Here is a 20,516-nt window from a genome sequence, read left to right on the forward strand (position 1 = left end):
TGGATCACGTGCCCGGTGACGCGGCGCCCGCCAGGCCGATGACCAGCAAGATCACGGCGATGAAGAGGGCGACCAGCACGGTGGCGATGATCCCGAGGATGAACCCGGCCGTAGCCGCGGCGCCCCCGCCCACGGTGCCGCGCGACGCAGCGATTTCCCTGCGCGCCTTGTAGCCCAGGATCAGCGCGACCGGACCCAGGAGCAGGGGCAGGCCGCAGAGCAGTCCGCCGACGAGGCTGACGATGCCCAGCACCATGGCGGTCGTCGCCTGCGGGTGGTCCGGCGGTGGCGGCTGATAGACGCCGTACCCGGGCTGACCACCCGCATAGCCGTAGGACAACGGCTGGGCCGGCTGGGGCGGCTGGGGCGGCTGACTAGGAGGCTCGTAGACCGGCCAGCCTCCACCGCCCGACTCGGGTGTGGGGGTGATGGGGGCGGTGTCGTCCGGATCGGGCCCAGTCATGGCCGTGATCTTGTCAGGTACGCCGCCTGCGGGGTTCGTTCTGGCGGGTGTCGGGCGCGGCCAACCAGTCGTCGATGTCTCGAAGCGCCTCACGAGCCAGCGACTCCGGCGCCCGAGAGGCCCGCCAGGACATCCGGGCCAACTCGGCAAGGTCCTCGTCGGTGAGGTCGTGAGCCGCCCGCATGGAGGCGTACTGCCCTGCCAGCCGGGAGCCGAACAGCAGCGGGTCATCGGCGCCCAACACCACCGTCGCGCCCGCGGCCAACAGAGTCGGAAGCGGCACCGAAGTGGGGTCGGAGTAGACCCCGAGTGCCACGTTGGAGATCGGGCACACCTCGAGGGCCACTCCCGTCCGCACGATCTGCTCCAACACTCGAGGGTCCTCCGCGGCACGGACCCCGTGACCCAGACGGTCGGCGTGCAGGACGTCGAGGCACGTGCGGATGTTGTCGGGGCCGCGCAGCTCCCCACCGTGGGGGACCAGGGCCAGGCCACCGCGTCGGGCGATGGCGAAGGCCGCCTCGAAGTCCGTCGTGACACCCCGGCGCTCGTCGTTCGAGAGCCCGAAGCCGACCACCCCGGAGTCGGCGTACTGCACCGCCAACCGGGCCAGGGTCCGTGCGTCGAGCGGATGGCGGGTGCGGTTGGCCGCGATCACCACCCCGATGCCGACCCCGGTCGAGGCGGTGGCCTGCCGGGCGGCGTCCAACACGAGGTCGGTGAAGGCGCTGATCCCGCCGAACCTTGCGGCGTACCCACTGGGATCGACCTGGATCTCGAGCCACCGACCGCCGTCGTGGGCGTCGTCCTCGGCGGCCTCTCGCACCAGACGGCGGATGTCGTCCTGGGTGCGAAGCACCGTCCGGGCGACGTCGTAGAGACGTTGGAACCGGAACCAGCCCTTCTCGTCGGCCGCGCTGAGCATCGGGGGCCAGTCTGCGACCAACGCATCGGGCAGGTGGAGGCGATCTCGGGCCGCGAGTTCGAGCAGGGTCGAGTGACGCATCGACCCGGTGAAGTGCAGGTGGAGATGCGCCTTTGGCAAGGAGGAGAGGTTGCGTGCGATGGGGGCACGCTACTGCCCCGAGGGGCGGGCGGCGATGCGTTCATGGGGTATCGAATTGTGGAGCGCCACCGGTGACCCGTAGACTCCTGGATTGGAGTTTCTCCCGATCCTTTGGCGTGCCCTCAACTCGTACGCTTGGGATGGGCGGATCACCGAAGGGCACTAGCTCAACTGGTAGAGCGTCGGTCTCCAAAACCGAAGGTTGGGGGTTCAAGTCCCTCGTGCCCTGCAGAACAGTTTTACCCGCACGATCACCAGCAACACAGCAGCACAGACGGCCGGGTTCCCGGCCGGTTCCCGAGGAGAGGTGAGCAGCATGTCGGAGAGCACAGTCCGCGGCCCACGCGGCAACGCCGACAGCAGCGGTGGCAAGCGCACCGGACTGGTCACGTTCTACCGCCAGGTGATCGCCGAACTTCGCAAGGTCGTCTACCCGACGCAGGATCAGCTGGTCACGTACTTCTTCGTCGTGATGGCGTTCGTGCTGATGATGATCGCGATCGTGTCGGTCCTCGACCTGGCCTTCGGCAAGTTGGTGTTCGCCGTGTTCACCGGCGGCAACGACATCTGATCAACCACTGAGCGGAGACTCGCCTGCAGTTCGCGGGGATCCGGTTCACCACCCAGCAATTCCCAGCCAAGCGATGGAGCAACGCGTGTCCCAGTTCGACTCGTCCGACGATGTGCCCGACAACGGGCTCGACGATGCGTTGAGCGACCCCGAGGCGTCTTCGACGCCCGCTGTCGAGGACGACGTGGAGCAGGCCGCCGCCGGCGCCGCCGAGGGCACCGAGCCCGAGGCCGCTGCTGCGGATGACGAAGAGATCGACGACGTCCCGATCGAGGAGGTCCTCGACTCCGTGGAGGCCGACTCTGCCGACCTCGATGCCGACGCTCCCGTGGCCGACCCGACGGACGCTGCAGCCCTCGATGACGTTGCCGCGGACCTCGAGGGCGAGGTCCCCAGCGACGCCGAGGTCGCCGAGGCGCTCGACACCGAAGAGGCCGACGACCCGCTCGAGGCATTCCGCCGCGAACTGTGGGCGAAGGTCGGCGACTGGTACGTCGTGCACACCTACTCCGGCATGGAGAATCGGGTGAAGTCGAACCTCGAGAACCGCATCATCTCCTTGAACATGGAGGAGTACATCCACGAGATCGTCGTCCCGACCGAAGAGGTCGCCGAGATCAAGAACGGCCAGCGCAAGATGGTCAAGCGCACCGTTCTCCCCGGCTACGTCCTGGTGCGGATGGACCTGACCGACGAGTCGTGGTCGACCGTGCGGCACACCCCGTCGGTCACCGGGTTCGTCGGTCACAGCCACCAGCCGGTGCCGCTGAGCATGGCCGAGGTCGAGAACATGCTCGCCCCCGCCGTGGTGGCTCAGGCCGAGGCCGAGGCTGCTGCTGCATCCGGCGGGTCCTCCTCCGGCGCCCAGGCTGGCGCGACCAAGAAGCAGGTCGAGGTCGCCGACTTCGACGTGTCCGACTCGGTCATGGTCGTCGACGGCCCGTTCGCCACGCTGCACGCGACGATCACCGAGATCAACGCCGAATCCCAGCGGGTCAAGGCCCTCGTGGAGATCTTCGGTCGCGAGACCCCCGTCGAACTCAGCTTCAGCCAGATCCAGCGGGTCTGAGACCCCAGGGCCGGCAACGGCTCGGCGTAGGGCCAAGATTTCACAACCCGGCCCGCAACACCCCAGACTGATCCACCGCAACACCCAGCACATGTGGCAGGGGGAACCACCCCCGTCATGACCACAAAGACAGAAAGAGAACTCAGCAATGCCTGCGAAGAAGAAGATCTCCGCTCTGGTCAAGGTGCAGCTCCAGGCTGGCGCCGCGACTCCGGCGCCCCCGGTCGGTACCGCCCTGGGCCCCCACGGTGTCAACATCATGGAATTCTGCAAGGCCTACAACGCCCAGACAGAAGCCATGCGTGGCAACGTGATCCCCGTCGAGATCACCATCTATGAAGACCGCTCCTTCACCTTCATCACCAAGACCCCTCCGGCCGCCGAGCTGATCAAGAAGGCCGCCGGGCTGCAGAAGGGTTCGGGCGTCCCGCACAAGGAGAAGGTCGGCAAGCTGACCAAGGCCCAGATCCGGGAGATCGCCACCACCAAGCTCCCCGACCTGAACGCCAACGACGTCGAAGCCGCCATGAAGATCGTCGAGGGCACCGCCCGCTCGATGGGCGTCACCACCGACTGATGTCTCCGTTGGTCGCGCTCGTCGGGACCATTGACCGTTTATCCCCGTGGCAGGGCCGCGTTGGCCCACTACAGACCACATCTGGAAGAAAGTAGAACCAGCTATGCAGCGCAGCAAGACCTACCGGGCAGCAGCCGAGGCGTTCGACAAGGACGAGCTCTACGCCCCCTTCACCGCCATCAAGTTCGCCAAGAACGGCAGCAAGAAGAAGTTCAACGAGACCGTCGACGTGTGCATGCGTCTCGGCGTCGACCCCCGCAAGGCCGACCAGATGGTCCGCGGCACCGTCAACCTGCCCCACGGCACCGGCAAGACCGCCCGCGTCCTGGTGTTCGCGAACGCCGAGAAGGCGGACGCCGCCCGTGAGGCCGGCGCCGACATCGTCGGTGGCGACGAGCTGATCGAGAAGGTCAACGGCGGATGGCTCGACTTCGACGCCGTCGTCGCGACCCCCGACATGATGGGCAAGGTCGGCCGCCTCGGTCGCGTCCTCGGACCCCGGGGTCTGATGCCCAACCCGAAGACCGGAACCGTCACCCCGGACCCGGCCAAGGCCGTTCTGGACATCAAGGGCGGAAAGATCGAGTTCCGCGTGGACCGTCACGCCAACCTGCACTTCATCATCGGCAAGGCGTCCTTCGATGAGTCCCAGCTGGCCGAGAACTACGCCGCCGCCCTCGAAGAGGTGCTGCGGCTCAAGCCCGCCAGCTCCAAGGGTCGCTACCTGAAGAAGGTCACCGTCTCCACCACGATGGGCCCCGGTGTCCAGGTCGACCCCAACCGCGTGAAGAACGTCGCGGTCGAGGAAGAGGCCTGAGCCTCACCCGAACCTGAGAACGGCCCGACTCCCCCTGGGGAGTCGGGCCGTTCTGCTTTGCGCGCTGGTCAAGGCCAAGTCGGTATCTCGGGCCGGTGGTTTCGAGGCTCAGGCCCTGGCGGCCTTCGCACCTCAACCATCGTCAGTAGGTCTGGGGCGCTGGTTGAGGTGCGAGCGCAGCGAGCCTCGAAACCAAACTCGACCGCCCAACCCGCCTCAACCTGCGGAGGAGAGCTTCTCGGCCGCGGCCAGGGCGACACACGTGCCGACGCCGGCCATCGCGGTCTCGACCTCGCTCAGCACCGGGAAGGTGGGGGCGAGACGGATGTTGCGGTCGCGGGGATCGTGGCCGAGCGGGAACGAGGCCCCAGCCGGAGTGAGCGAGATTCCGGCGGCCTTGGCCAACTCGACCACGCGGGTGGCCGTACCGTCCAGGACATCGAGGTTCACGAAGTAGCCGCCGGTCGGTTCGGTCCACTCGGCGATGCCGCGACCCGCGAGGGCGGCGTACAACGCGGTGTCGACGGCCGCGAACTTCGGCGCGATGATCTCCCGGTGCTTGCGCATGTGATCGCGTACGCCGTCGGCGGAGCCGAAGAACTCGACGTGCCGCAGGTGGTTGATCTTGTCGGGACCGATGGAGGCCATCGCCAGGTGCTTGAGGTACCACGCCTTGTTGCTCACCGAGGCTGCCAGTACGGCGACGCCTGCTCCCGCGAAGGTGATCTTTGAGGTGGAGGCGAACACGATCGGGCGATCCGGGTGTCCGGAAGCGGCAGCCAGGCTGAGCGCGTCTGCCGTCTTCTCCTCCTCATCGGTGAGGTGGTGGAAGGCGTAGGCGTTGTCCCAGAAGATCCGGAAGTCCGGAGCCGCCGCGGACATCGACATCAGCGCCGCCGCCACCTCCTGGGAGACCACGGAGCCGGACGGGTTGGCGTAGGTCGGCACGATCCACATGCCCTTGACGCGGGGGTCGTCCCGCACCAGTTCGGCGACCGCGTCGACGTCGGGGCCGTCGTGGTGCATGGGGACGGTGAGCATCTCGATGCCCAGGTCGGCCAGCATGGAGAAGTGCCGGTCGTAGCCGGGGACGGGGCAGATGAACTTCACCACCGGCTCGTCCTTCCAAGGCCGCGGCGAGCCCGGTCCGCCCTGGAGAATCAGCGTGGTGAGCACCTGGTGCATCAGCGTGAGGCTGGAGTTGCCCCCGCACAGGACCTGATCGAGCTCGACGCCGAGCAGTTCGGCGAAGATCTCGCGCAGTTCCACGAGGCCCTCGAGACCGCCGTAGTTGCGGACGTCGACCCCGGACCGGTCCTTGGTCGTGGTCGGCAGACCGAGGAGGTCGTTGGACAGGTCCAATTGCGCACTGGACGGTTTACCCCGGGTCAGGTCGAGCTTGAGGCCTCGAGCCTGGAGTTCGGCGTACGCCGCCTGCTGATCGGCCAAGAAGGTGTTGAGTTCAGCGGGCGCGAGAGAGTCGAGGCGGGCGGCAGGCTGGCTGTTCACGCTCCGATCGTGCCACCCCCAGACGCGCCCTGACTACTGAGGTCCAGAGGTGGTCCAGTTGGCTGGAGGAGCGAGCCGAATCTGGGAGACTCCGACGGTGGATGCAACGGTGGCCATCGAGGCCCATGAGCGTGCCGGATATCGGATCGATGTCGGCGGAGTCAGCACCTTCGTCCGCGACGAGGGGACGGGTGACCCGGTGCTGTGTCTGCACGGGGTTCCGACGTCCTCCTTCCTCTACCGCAAGGTGCTCGGTGAGCTCGCGGGCCGTGGTCTGCGGGGCATCGCGCTCGACCTTCCGGGCCTGGGGCTCGCCGATCGACCCGTCGACTTCGACTACTCCTGGTCCGGCCTGGGCGAGTTCGTCACTCGCGCCGTGGACGCTGTGGGCCTGGACCGCTTCGACCTCGTCGTGCACGACATCGGGGGACCGGTCGGCTTCGAGGTCGCGCACCGGATCCCCGACCGGATCCGGTCCCTGACCGTGCTCAACGCCCCCACCGCGGTCGCCTCCTTCGACCGGCCCTGGTCGATGGAGCCTTTCGCGCACCGTGGCCTGGGGGAGGCATGGCTGGGCAGCATGCGGGTGCCCCGCCTGGGGGCCGCGTTGTTCCGCACCCTGATGCGACTGCAGGGCGTCGGGGACCTCTCGCAGGTCTCCGCCGGGGAGTTGGACGCCTACGTCGATCTGCTCACGCGCGAGGACGGGGGCCGCGCCTTCCTGAGGATCATGCGCAGCTTCGAGCGCACTCCCGAGGCCGAGCGACGGTACGCCGCGGTGTTGTCCGACGAGCGCTACCCGGTGCAGATCATCTGGGGCGAGGACGACCCGGCGCTGAGCGTGGACCACCACGGTGAACAGGCCCGCATCCTGGCCGGGCTCACCGAGATACACCGGCTGCCGGGCAAGCACTTCTTCCAGGAGGAGCAGGCTCCTGCTATCGCCGCGTTGATCGCAGGCTTCCTCGACCGTTGAGGTGGTGCACTGAGGCAGGGCAGGCCCGTCGGCCGGCCCGATTTGGTGTGGGATGAGGGCTGGGCCTAAAGTTCTGCCAGTAACCAGAGACCGCCGGTAGTCAGCCTGTGCATGCAGACCTGACCGAAGGTTCCGCAGAAGTTGTGGACGGCCCGCGCAGGAGACAGAGCAAGACCCGTCGAGCGCTCACCAGCGCGAAACGCCAGTCCACGCCCTGAGCCTGTGCTCAGGGCGTTCGTGCTTTCTCGGATGTGTTCCCGGAGGCGGTCTCCTCAGTCCGGAAGGAGACCCATGGCGCGGGAAGACCGTCAGGCCGCCGTCGCGGAGATCGTTGAGAACTTCAACGCATCCGCCGGTGCGGTCCTGACCAACTACCGCGGTCTCACCGTCAAGGAGCTGCAGGATCTTCGCCGCTCTCTGGGTGAGAACGCCAGTTACGCCGTGGTCAAGAACACGCTGACCAAGAGGGCCGCCACTGAGGCGGGCATCGAGGGTTTCGACGAGTTCCTCGTCGGCCCCACGGCCATCGCCTTCATCGCGGCCGACGGCGACGTCGTCGAGGCCGCGAAGAGTCTGCGTGACTTCGCCAAGGCAAACCCCGCCCTTGAAATCAAGGGCGGCATCTTGGACGGCAACCCCATCGGTGCGAAGGAGATCGCCAAGCTGGCCGATCTCGAGTCGCGCGAGGTGTTGTTGGGCAAGCTCGCGGGCGGCATGCTCGCGACGTTGAGCCAAGCCGTCTACCTCCTCAACGCTCCGCTCGCCCAGGCTGCCCGGCTCGCCGGCGCCTTGGAAGCAAAAGCGCAGGAGGACCCCTCGATCCTCGCAGGTGGTGCGGGCCAGGCTTCGGCCGAACCCGCCGCCGCAGAGGAGGCCCCGGAGGATTCCCCCGCGGAATCTGCCGAGGCCCCCGAGCAGGAGGCGACCGAGGCACCTGCCGAGGCCGCATCCGCTGAGGGCGACACCACCGAAGCCTGACATCGGGCCTAGGAAAAACCACCTGAAACCCAGCCCACGTCCTACGACGGCGGGGGCACCGAATGGAAGGAAACGCCACCATGGCGAAGCTCAGCACTGACGAGCTGCTCGAATCGTTCAAGGAAATGACCCTCATCGAGCTCTCTGAGTTCGTGAAGCAGTTCGAGGAGACCTTCGGCGTGACCGCCGCTGCTCCCGTCGCCGTTGCCGCTGCCGGTGGCGCCGCTGCCGGTGGCGCCGAGGCCGAGGCCGAGCAGGACGAGTTCGACGTCGTCCTCGAAGGCGCCGGCGAGAAGAAGATCAACGTCATCAAGGAGGTGCGCGCCCTGACCTCCCTCGGACTGAAGGAGGCCAAGGAGCTCGTCGAGGCCGCGCCCAAGGCCGTCCTGGAGAAGGTCGACAAGGCCACCGCCGAGAAGGCCAAGGAGTCCCTCGAGGGCGCCGGAGCCTCCGTCTCGCTCAAGTGATCCGCTGACCCGCATCGTCCTTCCCCGGAGGGACGATCCGGGTCTGCAAACCGCCGAGGCGGCCACCCCTTTCGAGGGGTGGCCGCCTCGTCGCAATTACTGGTAACGCGTGACACACTAAGATCCGAGATGAGAGCGCGATCACATGGTGGTCTCAATGCGGCAACTCCGGGACGAACGAGCAATTAACGCGTAACCTCGCGGCGATGGCGGCGTTGTTACTCGTGAGTGGGGTGCTCGTCACAGTTGCGGTGCACTCGGGTCCAGCGGGCCTGATCCGACGAGGAAGAAGAGAAACCACATGGGCGTAGAAATCAAGGTCGACGACCTCAGCAAGTCGTTCGGCAAGCAACTCATCTGGGGCGACGTCTCGCTGACGATCCCCGCCGGTGAGATCTGCGTGATGCTCGGGCCCTCGGGAACCGGCAAGTCGGTCTTCCTCAAAACCCTCATCGGCCTGCTGAAGCCGGACAAGGGCTCGGTCATCATCGAGGGCACCGACATCGCCTCGTGCTCGGAGAAGGACCTCTACGAGATCCGGAAGCTCTTCGGGGTCCTGTTCCAGGACGGCGCCATGTTCGGGTCGATGAACCTCTACGACAACATCGCCTTCCCCTTGCGTGAGCACACCAAGAAGACCGAGTCCCAGGTGCGCGACGTCGTCATGGAGAAGTTGGACCTCGTCGGACTCATCGGCACCGAGACCAAGCTGCCCGGCGAGATCTCCGGCGGGATGCGCAAGCGCGCCGGTCTGGCCCGCGCGCTCGTGCTCGACCCGGAGATCGTGCTCTTCGACGAGCCGGACTCCGGTCTGGACCCGGTGCGAACCTCGTTCCTGAACCAGTTGATCGTCGACCTCAACGCCCAGATCGACGCGACCTTCCTGATCGTGACTCACGACATCAACACCGCCCGCACCGTGCCGGACAACATCGGTCTGCTCTACCACCGCCACCTGGCGATGTTCGGGCCCCGCGAGATGCTGCTGTCCTCGGACCAGCCGGTGGTGCGCCAGTTCCTCAACGCTCAGAAGATCGGCCCGATCGGCATGTCCGAGGAGAAGGACGCCGACGAGTTGGCCGCCGAATCCGACCAGGAACTGCCCCCGATCCCGCCGATCCCGATGCAGCTCGAGCCCTCCAACGGCATCCCGCGCCGCAGCCAGCGCGAGCCCGGTGCCTGGTGCCGCGACAACAACGTGAAGCCTCCTCCGGGATCGTTCGAGCAGAACATGGCGATGACCGTCGGCAGTTAGTCGCAGCACCACGCTCGACGCAGCACCCGGTGCCCGACATCGCGGCGCGGATCACGCGCGAACGGCACCATCGATCATCCAGACCACATTGAGACAACAGCGAGAGAGGCGGGGTAGTGGCTTCTTCCACAGCTACCCGGGTGCTGGCTCCCCTCGGGACCGCAGGCAAGTTGTTCGCCTTCGGCCTCGACGTGGGGCGGAACCTGTTCAAGCGGCCTTTCCAGCTGCGTGAGTTCCTGCAACAGGCCTGGTTCATCGCCTCGGTCACCATCATCCCGACCGCCTTGGTCGCCATCCCCTTCGGTGCGGTCATCGCCCTGCAGGTCGGTGGACTCATCAAGCAGTTCGGCGCCCAGTCGTTCACCGGGTCGGCCTCGGTGTTGGCAGTGGTCCAGCAGGCCGGGCCCATCGCCACAGCCCTGCTGATCGCCGGCGCCGGTGGTTCGGCCATCGCCGCCGACCTCGGAGCCCGCAAGATCCGCGAGGAACTCGACGCGATGATGGTGCTGGGTATCGACCCGATCCAGCGTCTGGTCGTGCCCCGGGTCCTGGCCACCATGCTGGTCGCGTTCTTCCTCAACGGCCTGGTCACGGTGGTCGGTGTTGCCGGCGGTTACGTCTTCAACGTGGTCCTTCAGGGCGGCACGCCGGGTGCCTACCTGGCCAGCTTCACCGCCCTGGCCCAGTTGCCGGACCTCTACATCGGCCTGATCAAGGCCCTCGTCTTCGGATTCATCGCCGCCATCGTGGCCTGCTACAAGGGCATGAGCGCCGGTGGTGGGCCCAAGGGCGTGGGTGACGCGGTGAACGAATCGGTGGTCATCACCTTCCTGCTGCTCTTCGTCGTCAACTTCATCCTCAGCACGGTCTATCTCCAAGTCATTCCACCGAAGGGGGGTTAGCGCCATGTCACAACTCAAGGCTGTCTACCAGCGGCCCGCCAAGTCGCTCGACGAGCTCGGTGGTCAACTCGACTTCTACATCGGCGTCGTGCGCGCGATCCCCCGCGCCGTGGTCCGCTACCCACGCGAGATCATGCGTCTGCTCGCCGAGGTCACCCTCGGCTCCGGGTCCTTGGCCGTGATCGGCGGCACGGTCGGCGTCATCGTCGGTCTGACCTTCTTCACCGGTGCCCAGGTGGGTCTGTCCGGGTACGCCGCGCTGGACCAACTCGGCACCGCAGCCTTCGCCGGCTTCGTGTCCGCCTACTTCAACACCCGCGAGATCGCCCCGCTGGTGGCCGGTATCGCCCTGGCCGCCACGGTCGGCTGCGGATTCACCGCCCAACTGGGCGCGATGCGCATCTCTGAGGAGATCGACGCCCTCGAGGTCATGGCCATCCCGTCGATGCCGTTCCTCGTCGCCACCCGCGTGGTGGGCGGACTGATCGCCATCATCCCGCTGTACGTCGTGGGCCTGCTGTCGTCCTACTTCGCCAGTCGGTTGGTGGTCACCCAGTTCTACGGTCAGAGTGCCGGCACCTACGACTACTACTTCAACAGATTCCTACCTCCAGGCGATGTGCTCTGGTCCTTCGGCAAGGTGCTCGTCTTCGCCGTCGTGGTCATCCTGATCCACTGCTACCAGGGTTACAACGCCTCCGGCGGTCCCGCTGGCGTGGGTGTCGCGGTGGGGCGCGCGGTGCGGACGAGCATCGTGGCCATCAACGTGATCGACCTGCTGCTGTCCATGGCCATCTGGGGCACCACCACGACAGTCAGATTGGCGGGTTAGCGACGCAATGAATCCGCTACGCAGCAAGAAGTTCCTCGGCATCGCCTTCCTGGCGTTGGTGATGTTGGGCGTTTACTCCACCTACGCGGTGTTCACCAAGAAGTTTGTCGACTACGACGAGGTGACCCTGCAGACGTCCAGCATCGGTCTCCAACTGCCCGAGCGCGCCGATGTCAAGATCCGCGGGGTCATCGTCGGGGAGGTCCTCGACTTCGACACCGATGCCGAGGGTGCCAGCGTCACGCTCGGCATCTTCCCCGAGGACCGCGACCTCATCCCCGAGGACGTCACCGGGTCGATCCTGCCCAAGACCCTCTTCGGTGAGAAGTTCGTGTCGCTGCTCATCCCCAAACGACCAGAGGCCACCCAGGTCGCGGCCATCGAACCCGGCGCGGTCATCAGCAAGACCCGCGTCTCCACCGAGGTCGAGCAGGTCCTCTCCGATCTGCTCCCGTTCCTCGAGGCCGTGCAGCCCGCTGAACTCAACAAGACCCTGAACGCCATCGCGACCGCCCTTGACGGCCGCGGCGACCAGCTCGGCAACAACATCGAGACGATCGACGCCTACCTGAAGAAGTTGAACCCGGAGATCCCCGCCCTCGTGGAGGACCTCCGACTGACCTCGCAGACCGCCGACATCTACGTCGATATCCTTCCCGACCTCGCCCAGATCCTCGACGACACAGTCGTGACGACCGGGACCCTGCAGGGCCGTGAGGCCAAGCTGAACGCCTTGTTCAACGACGTCGCCTCGTTCTCCGACACCGCGCGGGTCTTCCTGACCCAGAACGGCGACAACATCACGCGGCTGGGCGAGCTCAGCCAGGCTCAGTTGCGGGTCCTGTCGCGCTACTCCACCGAGTTCCCGTGCCTGCTGAAGGGGATCGTGAAGGCCGGCGCGCTGCAGGCCGAGGCCTTCCGCAACTTCACCCTGCACATCGTGCTCGAGACGCTGCCCCGTCAGCCCCGCGCCTACGGTCCACAGGACCAGCCGCGGATCGCTGAGAACCGGGGCCCGAACTGCATCAACCTGCCGAGCCCTCCAGGAAGCCAGGAAAACCCGGTCAAGATCCAACCCGACTTCAACGACGGGGTGGACGAGCCGACCGGCAAGGGCACCTCGCGTCCAGCCCCCGGTTACTTCTTCCGGGACGGCACCGGGTACGCCGGTAGCCCCGAGGAGACCGAAGTGATCAAGAACCTGTTGGCACCGAGCATGGGCGTGACCCCGGCCGAGGTGTCCGACCTCGCCGCGCTGCTGTTGGCGCCGATGACCCGTGGAGCGGAGGTGGAGTACCGCTAATGGCACTCCTCGACAAGAAGACCGCCGGTGATGCGACCCGGCTGTTGATCTTCATCATCGTCACCACGATGGCCACCGGCCTGCTGGTGATCCTGATCGGCAACATCTCCTTCCAGAGCACCAACGACTACGAAGCCGAATTCGTCGACGTCGCTGGCGTGGTCCAGGGCGACGATGTGCGGATCGCCGGGGTCAAGGTCGGATCGGTCAAGGAGATCGAAGCGGTCAACCCCGAGGGGGGCGACACCAACGACACTCGCGCGATCGTCACGTTCAGCGTGTTCGAGTCCTCCACCCTGACCAAGGCGACCTCCGCCGAGATCCGGTTCCGCAACCTGGTGGGGCAGCGCTACATCTCCCTGTCCGAGGGCGTCGGTGACTCCTCGACGCTGGAGCCCGGCGAGACGATCCCGATCTCCCAGACGTCACCCGCGCTCGACCTGACCGTCCTGTTCAACGGATTCAAGCCCCTGTTCGAGGCGCTGTCGCCCGACGACCTGAACAAGCTGTCCTTCGAGGTCATCCAGGTCTTCCAGGGGGAGGGCGGCACGTTGAAGAGCCTGCTGCAGAGCACCGCGTCGGTGACCTCCACGTTGGCCAACCGTGACGCCTTGATCAGCGACCTGCTGGACAACCTGGACTTCGTGCTCGACCGCATAGCCGACCGGGAAACCCAACTCAGCGCCCTGATCAAGAACTTCCGGACCCTGGTCAGCGGACTCAACGAGGACCGCGACGTCATCTTGGGCTCGCTCGACGAGATCTCCCGACTCTCGGTGGAGACCGCGGATCTCGTCGGCGGCATCCGGCCGCCGTTCGTGGAGGACATCAAGCAACTGCGTCGCCTGACCGCGAACATCAACCGCAACAAGGCTGAACTCGACCGGGCACTCCAGGTGCTGCCGATCAAGCTCAACAAGGTCGGCCGCACCGCGATCTACGGATCCTTCTTCAACTTCTTCCTCTGTGACTTCAAGGGCGAGGTGAAGTTGCCTGGGAACCTCAACGTGCCCGTGAACTTCAGCACCAACTCCGACAGGTGTGATCTGGGATGAAGCCGTTCAGAGAGCGCAACCCCGTCCCCATCGGGGCGGTGGGCATGGTGATCATCGCCGCCCTCCTCGTCGGTGCTTTCAGGGCCGGAGACCTCCCCCTGATCGGCGGTGGTGACACCTACTACGCCGAGTTCGCCGAGTCCGCCGGCCTTGCGGCCGAGGACGAGGTCCGGCTCGCCGGTGTCCGCATCGGGAAGGTCGACGACGTCGAACTCGATGACGGTCGCGTGAAGGTGACGATCAAGGTCAAGACCGACTCCAACTTCGGTGAGACCACCGGAGCGTCGATCCGGATCAAGACGCTTCTGGGGTCGAAGTTCCTGGCTCTGGAGCCCGCCGGCACCGGTCAGCTGGCCGAGGGCGCGACGATCCCGGTGGAGCGCACCGTGTCCCCGTTCGACGTGACCCAGGCCTTCGAGGGCTTGGCGGAGACCGCCTCGGAGGTCGACACCGACCAACTGGCCAAGTCCCTGACCACCCTCTCGGATCTGACCCGGAACACCTCGACGGAGTTCCGCGCGGCCCTGTCGGGTGTCTCGGCGCTGTCGCAGAACATCGCGGCCAAGGACGAGCAGATCAACAGCCTCCTGACGAACCTCGAGCGCTTCTCCACCGTGCTCGACGATCGCGACGACGACATCATTGCGTTGATGCAGGACTCCGATGTCCTGTTCCGCGCCCTCGTGGCCCGGCGTGACGAGGTGCACCGGATCCTGCTGGCCACCTCCAAGCTGTCCCGCGAACTGACCACCCTGGTGCGCAGCACCCGCCAGGACCTGGCTCCCGCTCTGCAGCAGCTGGAGACCACGGTGGGCATCCTCAACAAGAACGAGAACAACATCGACAACAGCCTGCGGTTGATGGCGCCGTTCTACCGCGTCTTCGCCAGCACCCTGGGTAACGGGCCCTGGTTCGACACCTTCATCTTCAACCTGCCGCCCGTGCCGGACCTCTCGAACGGAGTACCCCTCGGATGAGCGCCGTCCAGAGATTCATCGGGCCGCTGATCGTGCTGGCTCTCGTGGTTGCGGGTGTGTTCGCCTTCACCGGCGGCGACGACAAGAAGACCGTCACCGCTTTCTTCCCGCGGACCATCTCGCTGTACGAAGGCTCCGATGTCCGTGTTCTCGGTGTGGCGGTCGGCAAGATCGAGACCGTCAAGCCCGAGGGCACCACGGTCAAGGTCGTCATCGAGTACGACCAGACGGTCGACATCCCTGCCGATGCTCAGGCCGTCATCATCTCCCCGGCCATCGTGGGAGACCGCTTCGTTCAGTTGATTCCGGCCTACACCGGCGGTGAGGTGATCGAGGACGGCGCCGTCATCGAAAATGCCGACACCCAGGTGCCGCTGGAACTCGACGAGATCTACAGCAGCCTGAACCGGCTCAACCTCGCGCTGGGTCCCAACGGAGCCAACAGTGAAGGCGCGCTGAACGACCTCCTGAAGACCACGGCGCAGAGTTTCCGTGGGCAGGGCGCGAAGTTCAACCAGACCATCAAGGACTTCAGCCGCTTTTCCGAGACCCTGGACAACAACAAGGACGAGCTCTTCGACTCCACCCGCGAGTTGGGGAACTTCATCGAGACCCTCGCCAACAACGACGAAACCGTGCGTCAGTTCAACGACTCGCTCGGGCAGGTGTCCACCCTGCTGGCCGGTGAGCGAGAGGAACTGTCCTCGGCCCTGGCTAACCTTTCGGTGGCCCTCGGTGAGGTCAACAACTTCGTGAAGACCAACCGCGACAGCCTCGGACGGAACATCAAGAACATCAACCGGGTCGCCAAGGTCCTGGTCAAGCAGCGCAAGAACCTCAACGAGGTGCTGGAGACGGCACCCCTGGCGCTGAACAACCTGGCCCTGACCTACAACCCCGACGCGGGAACCCTGGACACCAACGCCAACATCGGTGAGTTGGTCGGGGACATCGAGAGCGACCCCGGCGCTGTGCTCTGCGCCTTGGTCCAGCCCAACGACCCGACCGGTGCGGCCTGCGACCTGATCGACACCCTGCCGTTGCCTCGACCCGGCACCTTCGGCGCCGCTCAAGGCTCCTCGAGCGGAGCCGTCTTCGACAACTCGCTCGGCGGACTGGTGGAGGCGACCCCATGAGGAATCCTGTGACTACACGACTACGAGCGCGGGCCCGGGCCATGCGCCTGGTTCTTCTGGTGATCGTGGGGACGATGATCCTGAGCGCCTGCGAGTTCAGCGTTTACAAACTGCCCCTCCCCGGTGGCACCGACGTGGGCGACAACGCCATCGAGATCACGGTCATGTTCACCGACGTGCTCGACCTCGTGCCGCAATCCACCGTCAAGGTCAACGACGTCAACGTCGGTCGCGTGACCGACGTGTCCCTGAACGGCGAGGTCGCCGAGGTCACCGTGCTGTTGCGCAACGATGTCGAACTTCCCGCCAACGCCAAGGCCCTGATCCGTCAGACCAGCCTGCTCGGCGAGAAGTTCGTATCCCTCGAGCCCCCGGCCGACAACCCGAGCCCCAACGAGCTGGCCGACGGGGACGTCATCCCGCTGGACCGTAGCGGGGCCAACCCCGACGTCGAAGAGGTCTTCGCTGCGCTGAGCCTGCTGCTCAACGGTGGTGGAGTCGCCCAGTTGCGCACCATCGCCAAGGAGCTGAACAAGGCGCTGGAGGGCCGTGAGGACGAAACGAAGTCCGCGCTCAACCAGATCGACGCCTTCGTCAGCCAACTCGACGCCAACAAGGGCACCATCGTGGCGGCCCTCGAAGACATCAACCGGCTTTCGGTGGCCGTACGCAACCAGCAGCCCTCGATCGACAACGCGCTCGACGAACTGCCCAGCGCCTTGTTGTCCCTCGACCGGCAGACCGATGACCTGACCAAGATGCTGACCGCTTTGAACAACCTCAGCGACGTCGGCGTCCGGGTGATCCGTGATTCCAAGGAATCCACCATCGAGGCTCTCCGCCAACTCCAGCCGACGCTGACCCAACTGGCGGACTCCGGTGATGCGTTCGTCGACGCGTTCAACGTGTTCCTGACCTACCCGTTCGTGGACGAGGTCGTCGGCCGTGATCCCCAGGTGGCCCGCAGCCTCCGGATGGGTGACTTCACCAACCTGTCGGTGGAACTCGAGATCGACCTGACCGATCTGCCGACCGTCGGAATCCCGTGCACCGCGCTCGAGGACATCGCCAGCAACATCCCGCTGGAAGACATCCTGGACATCGGCAACCTGTGCACCGGGGCCAACGCGGCCATCCAGACCTGTGTGGACAACCCCAGCCCGGCCAACTGCCAGGGTCTTCCCACCGGGGTCCTCACCGCAGTCTGCGAGAGTCTGCCGGCCCCGCTGCCCGCCGGTTGCGGCGTGATCCCACGCAACAACGGCAACAAGTCCACCGGTCCCAAGGTGCCGAACCTGCCCAATCTGCCCAACCTTCCGGGGTTGCCCAACCTGGCCGGCAACCTGGGTCTGAACCGCGTGGCCTTCGACGGATCGGCGACCAAACCGTCGCTGAGCGTGGGTAGCAATCGCACGACCATGACCATCGGAGAACTCATGGACATCTACGACCCGGCCCTGACCTCGCTGCTCGTCTCGCCGTTGGTGACCCAGTGATCACCCGGCGGACACGGATCCAACTCCTGGTCTTCGTGATCATCACTCTGGTCGGGGTGACCTACACCGGCGCGCGCTACGCGCAACTGGACCGTGCGTTCGTGGATCGCACCTACACCGTGGTGGCGCACTTGCCCGAGTCCGGCGGCATCTTCGCCGGCGGGGAGGTGACCTACCGCGGCGTCGGTATCGGTCAGGTCAGCAAGATGGAGCTCACCGATCGCGGGGTCGACGTCTACCTGGAGATCGAGAAGGACACCGAGAAGGTGCCTGCGGACACCCTCGCGGTGGTCGGTAACCGCTCCGCGGTGGGGGAGCAGTACGTCGAACTGCAGCCTCGCACCGACGACGGCCCGTTCTTGGAGAACAACTCCGAGATCCAGGTCGCCAACACGCGGACCCCGATCCAGACCGACGAGTTGCTGACCAACCTCTCCGACACCATCTCCTCGGTGGATATCGAGGCCCTACGGACCACCGTCCTCGAGCTCGGTACGGCCTTCGACGGCACTGGACGCGACCTTCAGCGCATCATCGACACCGGGAACTCCTTCCTCGCCGAGGCCGACGCCAACTTCGAGACCCAGAGCCGCCTGATTCGGAACACGAACGTGGTTCTGAACGGTCAGATCGCCTCCGAGAGTGGACTACGGACCTTCGCCAGCCAACTCTCATTATTCAGCGGGTCGCTCGTCGACTCCGACGGTGACCTGCGAGGGGTCATCGACTCGGGCTCGGGTGCCGCCAACCAACTGCGGACCTTCATCCAGCAGAACGAGGTCGAACTCGGCTCGCTCATCAACAACCTGATCACGACCGGCGAGATCATCGTCGAGAACCTGCCGGGCATCCAGCAGACCCTCGTGATCTACCCCTACGTGGTCGAGGGCGGCTTCACCGTGGTCGCGAAATCCGAGGATACCGGCCTGTTCGACGCCCACTTCGGCGCCATCATCACCGAGGAACCGATCTGCTCGCAGGGCTACATCTCTCGCGATGAGCGCCGCGACCCGGAGAGTGACCGCGGGAACGCACCCATGGACGAAGAGGCTGGTTGTACCGAGCCCGCCGCGATGAGCAACGCCCGCGGCCCGCAGAACCTGCCCCGCACCGCCCCCGTCGTGGCCTCCTTCGACCCCGAGGTGGGCAAGTTGACCTGGGGTGACACGATCAAGGCCTCACAGCGACAGATCGATCAGGTCGCTCCGCAAACTCTCGGAGAGGAGTCGTGGAAGTGGCTGTTCCTCCAGCCCCTGACCAGCGGTCAGGAGTAGTCAACAGCCCCGACACCACGCACCCCTCCCAGCCCTCACCGGCGCGGCGCGGAGCCGCGCTCGGGCTGATGGCGGTAGCGGTTCTGTGCGCCCTGACGATCGCTTTCGTGTTCGTGACCCGAACCGACGCGCCCGGTCGGTCGGCCGGCGGCCGCGTTCAGGCGCTGGTCCAGGGCGACGGCGATGCCGAGGCCGCACGTAAAGAGGTCTTGGGGCTGGCCCAACAGTTCATGTTGCGGGTCAACACCTACGGACCGGCGGATCTCGACGAATCCGACCAGATGGCCGCCTACCGCGATCGGGTGAGTTCGATCATCACCCCGAAGTTCAAGGCCTCCTTCGAGCAAGGGGTCGAGGCCGCCGAACAAAGCGTCGCCCAGGCCGGTGTCGGTCGTACCTCCCAGGTCTTCGGCGCGGGGGTCTCCTCCATCGACGTCGACTCGGCACGTGTCCTGGTGGGCGGCTCCTTCACCGTCTCCTACCCCAACTCCGACGCCGCGGGCGCCGAGCGGGTCGAGGTCGAACCCTCTCCGTTCCGGGTCGAAGTCACCCTGGTCAAGGTGGACGGCGAATGGTTGGTGGACGACTTCACCCCCATCACCGGACTGCCCGCCAACGAGTCCCCGCTCGTCCCGCAGGACGGTGCCACTGATCCGGCGGCGCCCGCTCCCAGTGACCCCGCTCCCAGTGACCCCGCTCCCAGTGACCCCGCCCCTAGTGACCCCGCACCCAGCGACCCCGCACCCAGCGACGCAGTCCCGACCGACCCCGCCCCGAGTAACCAGGGAGACGGCCAGTGACCCCGAGTTGGTACGACGTCCTGGACCTGGACCCCAGCGCCGACGCCGAAGAGATCCGTGAGGCGTGGCGCGCCTCGATCGCGGATCTGAGCCCCGGTGACCGCGGCTTCCGGCTGCGCAACGAGGCCGCCGAGGTGCTGCTCGACCCGGAGCGGCGTCGGGAGTACGACGCCGAGCTCCAGGCTGAAGCCGAAGCAGAGGCCGAAGCCGAAGCCGAAGCGGAGACGGCTGAGACCGATCGCGAACTCGCGGAGGTTCCGGCCACGGTTGCTGTGCCCGTGAATCTGGACAAGGAGCCGCCGGAACCGGAAGCGGAAGCGGACGTAACCGGGGAACCGCTCGCCGAAACGGCCGAACCAGCCGAGACGACGAAACAGACCTCACGATCGGGTGGCCCCAGCACTCTGGTCCTGGCTCTGTTGTCGGTGCTGGCGCTCGCGATGGTCGCGATGACCGTGGTGGTCCTGATCGTGCAGTCCCGGGCTTCGAGCGTCGAGAACGCTGCCGACCAGGGCCTGGCCGCAGCCGAACAGGCCATCGTCCCGGTCCTCTCCTATGACTACCGCCAGATGGAGCAGTCCAAGGCCGCGGCGGAGAACTTCCTGACCCCGTCGTTCTCCAAGGAGTACGACAAGCTCTTCGCGCAACTGACCATCAACGCTCCCGAGACCGAGACGGTCGTCACCACCGAGGTGGTCGCGTCGGGGATCGTCAGTGCCGAGGCCGACGAGGTGCTGGCTTTCGTGTTCATCAACCGGCCGACTCTGAAGCAGGACACCGAGCCGCGGGTCTACCGCGACCAGGTGACGGTGCGGATGCAGAAGGTGGACGACGAGTGGTTGGTCGCCGAACTGATCACCGCCACCCCACCCGCCTGACCCACCCGACCCGCCCGACCCGCCCGACCCGTCCGCCTGACCCGTCCCGATGTGCGGCTCTCTGGTCCGTTTCGCTTGACCCGATCGCGATGCAGGAGCAAGATCAGGGCACGAG

21 protein-coding genes and 1 tRNA gene are annotated in these 20,516 nt (G+C 66.1%); 19 read left to right on the plus strand and 3 right to left on the minus strand.

Annotation, left to right across the window (positions count from 1 at the left end; translation table 11 throughout):
- Positions 1 to 4: 4 nt before the first annotated feature.
- Together ACYVLV_RS13490 and ACYVLV_RS13495 are read right to left on the minus strand one after the other, a co-directional pair.
- Complete coding sequence (locus ACYVLV_RS13490) at positions 5 to 463, minus strand: DUF4190 domain-containing protein (RefSeq protein ID WP_460810672.1); 459 nt, start codon at positions 461 to 463, stop codon at positions 5 to 7.
- Between the two features lie 13 nt (positions 464 to 476).
- Entirely contained in the window at positions 477 to 1,529 is a 1,053-nt protein-coding gene (locus tag ACYVLV_RS13495) for an adenosine deaminase (protein ID WP_460811009.1), read from the minus strand.
- Between the two features lie 156 nt (positions 1,530 to 1,685).
- Between ACYVLV_RS13495 and ACYVLV_RS13500 the strand changes: the two genes are divergently transcribed.
- The 5 genes from ACYVLV_RS13500 (at position 1,686) to rplA (ending at position 4,563) form a co-directional block, all read left to right on the plus strand.
- A tRNA-Trp gene (locus tag ACYVLV_RS13500) sits at positions 1,686 to 1,758 on the plus strand.
- A gap of 87 nt (positions 1,759 to 1,845) precedes the next feature.
- Positions 1,846 to 2,100, plus strand: coding sequence for a preprotein translocase subunit SecE (secE, locus tag ACYVLV_RS13505; protein WP_460810673.1), 255 nt, complete (start codon positions 1,846 to 1,848; stop codon positions 2,098 to 2,100).
- A gap of 184 nt (positions 2,101 to 2,284) precedes the next feature.
- A complete protein-coding gene (gene nusG, locus ACYVLV_RS13510; RefSeq protein WP_460811012.1) occupies positions 2,285 to 3,169 on the plus strand; it encodes a transcription termination/antitermination protein NusG in 885 nt (294 codons plus the stop codon).
- Positions 3,170 to 3,317: 148 nt separating this feature from the next.
- Positions 3,318 to 3,746 (plus strand): 50S ribosomal protein L11, encoded by a 429-nt coding sequence (gene rplK, locus ACYVLV_RS13515; RefSeq protein WP_460810674.1) that lies wholly within the window; start codon positions 3,318 to 3,320, stop codon positions 3,744 to 3,746.
- A gap of 103 nt (positions 3,747 to 3,849) precedes the next feature.
- Complete coding sequence (rplA, locus tag ACYVLV_RS13520) at positions 3,850 to 4,563, plus strand: 50S ribosomal protein L1 (RefSeq protein WP_460810675.1); 714 nt, start codon at positions 3,850 to 3,852, stop codon at positions 4,561 to 4,563.
- 216 nt (positions 4,564 to 4,779) lie between these two features.
- Here rplA and ACYVLV_RS13525 read toward each other — a convergent pair whose 3' ends face one another.
- The gene (locus ACYVLV_RS13525) at positions 4,780 to 6,072 is read right to left on the minus strand and encodes an aminotransferase class I/II-fold pyridoxal phosphate-dependent enzyme (protein ID WP_460810676.1); all 1,293 of its coding nucleotides are present in this window, start codon (positions 6,070 to 6,072) and stop codon (positions 4,780 to 4,782) included.
- Between the two features lie 97 nt (positions 6,073 to 6,169).
- Here ACYVLV_RS13525 and ACYVLV_RS13530 point away from each other — a divergent pair, with 97 nt between their 5' ends.
- From ACYVLV_RS13530 to ACYVLV_RS13595, 14 genes are all read left to right on the plus strand, one after another.
- Complete coding sequence (locus ACYVLV_RS13530) at positions 6,170 to 7,048, plus strand: alpha/beta fold hydrolase (protein ID WP_460810677.1); 879 nt, start codon at positions 6,170 to 6,172, stop codon at positions 7,046 to 7,048.
- Positions 7,049 to 7,339: 291 nt separating this feature from the next.
- Positions 7,340 to 8,026, plus strand: a complete 687-nt coding sequence (gene rplJ, locus ACYVLV_RS13535) for a 50S ribosomal protein L10 (RefSeq protein ID WP_460810679.1) — start codon at positions 7,340 to 7,342, stop codon at positions 8,024 to 8,026.
- Between the two features lie 80 nt (positions 8,027 to 8,106).
- Positions 8,107 to 8,493, plus strand: coding sequence for a 50S ribosomal protein L7/L12 (rplL, locus tag ACYVLV_RS13540; RefSeq protein WP_460810681.1), 387 nt, complete (start codon positions 8,107 to 8,109; stop codon positions 8,491 to 8,493).
- Between the two features lie 301 nt (positions 8,494 to 8,794).
- Entirely contained in the window at positions 8,795 to 9,748 is a 954-nt protein-coding gene (locus ACYVLV_RS13545) for an ABC transporter ATP-binding protein (RefSeq protein WP_460810683.1), read from the plus strand.
- Positions 9,749 to 9,864: 116 nt separating this feature from the next.
- Complete coding sequence (locus ACYVLV_RS13550) at positions 9,865 to 10,650, plus strand: MlaE family ABC transporter permease (protein ID WP_460810685.1); 786 nt, start codon at positions 9,865 to 9,867, stop codon at positions 10,648 to 10,650.
- A 4-nt stretch (positions 10,651 to 10,654) separates the two neighbouring features.
- Positions 10,655 to 11,482 carry an MlaE family ABC transporter permease gene (locus ACYVLV_RS13555; RefSeq protein ID WP_460810686.1) on the plus strand — a complete coding sequence of 276 codons (828 nt, stop codon included), beginning with the start codon at positions 10,655 to 10,657 and terminating at the stop codon, positions 11,480 to 11,482.
- 7 nt (positions 11,483 to 11,489) lie between these two features.
- On the plus strand, positions 11,490 to 12,785 hold the full coding sequence (locus tag ACYVLV_RS13560; protein ID WP_460810688.1) for an MCE family protein: 1,296 nt from the start codon (positions 11,490 to 11,492) through the stop codon (positions 12,783 to 12,785).
- Complete coding sequence (locus tag ACYVLV_RS13565) at positions 12,785 to 13,840, plus strand: MCE family protein (protein ID WP_460810690.1); 1,056 nt, start codon at positions 12,785 to 12,787, stop codon at positions 13,838 to 13,840. The genes ACYVLV_RS13560 and ACYVLV_RS13565 overlap by 1 nt, the downstream gene beginning before the upstream one ends.
- Positions 13,837 to 14,817: an MCE family protein gene (locus ACYVLV_RS13570; RefSeq protein ID WP_460810691.1), complete on the plus strand. Its 981-nt coding sequence runs from the start codon at positions 13,837 to 13,839 to the stop codon at positions 14,815 to 14,817. Before ACYVLV_RS13565 ends, ACYVLV_RS13570 begins: the two co-directional genes overlap by 4 nt.
- Entirely contained in the window at positions 14,814 to 15,953 is a 1,140-nt protein-coding gene (locus tag ACYVLV_RS13575) for an MCE family protein (protein ID WP_460810694.1), read from the plus strand. Before ACYVLV_RS13570 ends, ACYVLV_RS13575 begins: the two co-directional genes overlap by 4 nt.
- Positions 15,950 to 17,449, plus strand: a complete 1,500-nt coding sequence (locus ACYVLV_RS13580; RefSeq protein ID WP_460810696.1) for an MCE family protein — start codon at positions 15,950 to 15,952, stop codon at positions 17,447 to 17,449. The genes ACYVLV_RS13575 and ACYVLV_RS13580 overlap by 4 nt, the downstream gene beginning before the upstream one ends.
- Entirely contained in the window at positions 17,446 to 18,723 is a 1,278-nt protein-coding gene (locus ACYVLV_RS13585; RefSeq protein WP_460810697.1) for an MCE family protein, read from the plus strand. The genes ACYVLV_RS13580 and ACYVLV_RS13585 overlap by 4 nt, the downstream gene beginning before the upstream one ends.
- On the plus strand, positions 18,684 to 19,523 hold the full coding sequence (locus ACYVLV_RS13590) for a hypothetical protein (protein ID WP_460810698.1): 840 nt from the start codon (positions 18,684 to 18,686) through the stop codon (positions 19,521 to 19,523). Before ACYVLV_RS13585 ends, ACYVLV_RS13590 begins: the two co-directional genes overlap by 40 nt.
- Positions 19,520 to 20,401, plus strand: a complete 882-nt coding sequence (locus ACYVLV_RS13595) for a J domain-containing protein (RefSeq protein ID WP_460810699.1) — start codon at positions 19,520 to 19,522, stop codon at positions 20,399 to 20,401. Before ACYVLV_RS13590 ends, ACYVLV_RS13595 begins: the two co-directional genes overlap by 4 nt.
- Positions 20,402 to 20,516: the final 115 nt, after the last annotated feature.

Source organism: Nocardioides salsibiostraticola, assembly GCF_054783655.1.

Coding starts and splice junctions, on each gene's coding strand:
- ACYVLV_RS13555 (WP_460810686.1), top strand. CDS start 10,655: ATGTCACAACTCAAGGCTGTCTACCAGCGGCCCGCCAAGTCGCTCGAC.
- ACYVLV_RS13575 (WP_460810694.1), top strand. CDS start 14,814: ATGAGCGCCGTCCAGAGATTCATCGGGCCGCTGATCGTGCTGGCTCTC.
- ACYVLV_RS13545 (WP_460810683.1), top strand. CDS start 8,795: ATGGGCGTAGAAATCAAGGTCGACGACCTCAGCAAGTCGTTCGGCAAG.
- ACYVLV_RS13560 (WP_460810688.1), top strand. CDS start 11,490: ATGAATCCGCTACGCAGCAAGAAGTTCCTCGGCATCGCCTTCCTGGCG.
- secE (WP_460810673.1), top strand. CDS start 1,846: ATGTCGGAGAGCACAGTCCGCGGCCCACGCGGCAACGCCGACAGCAGC.
- ACYVLV_RS13570 (WP_460810691.1), top strand. CDS start 13,837: ATGAAGCCGTTCAGAGAGCGCAACCCCGTCCCCATCGGGGCGGTGGGC.
- rplA (WP_460810675.1), top strand. CDS start 3,850: ATGCAGCGCAGCAAGACCTACCGGGCAGCAGCCGAGGCGTTCGACAAG.
- ACYVLV_RS13565 (WP_460810690.1), top strand. CDS start 12,785: ATGGCACTCCTCGACAAGAAGACCGCCGGTGATGCGACCCGGCTGTTG.
- ACYVLV_RS13490 (WP_460810672.1), bottom strand. CDS start 463: ATGACTGGGCCCGATCCGGACGACACCGCCCCCATCACCCCCACACCC.
- ACYVLV_RS13580 (WP_460810696.1), top strand. CDS start 15,950: ATGAGGAATCCTGTGACTACACGACTACGAGCGCGGGCCCGGGCCATG.
- rplL (WP_460810681.1), top strand. CDS start 8,107: ATGGCGAAGCTCAGCACTGACGAGCTGCTCGAATCGTTCAAGGAAATG.
- rplJ (WP_460810679.1), top strand. CDS start 7,340: ATGGCGCGGGAAGACCGTCAGGCCGCCGTCGCGGAGATCGTTGAGAAC.
- rplK (WP_460810674.1), top strand. CDS start 3,318: ATGCCTGCGAAGAAGAAGATCTCCGCTCTGGTCAAGGTGCAGCTCCAG.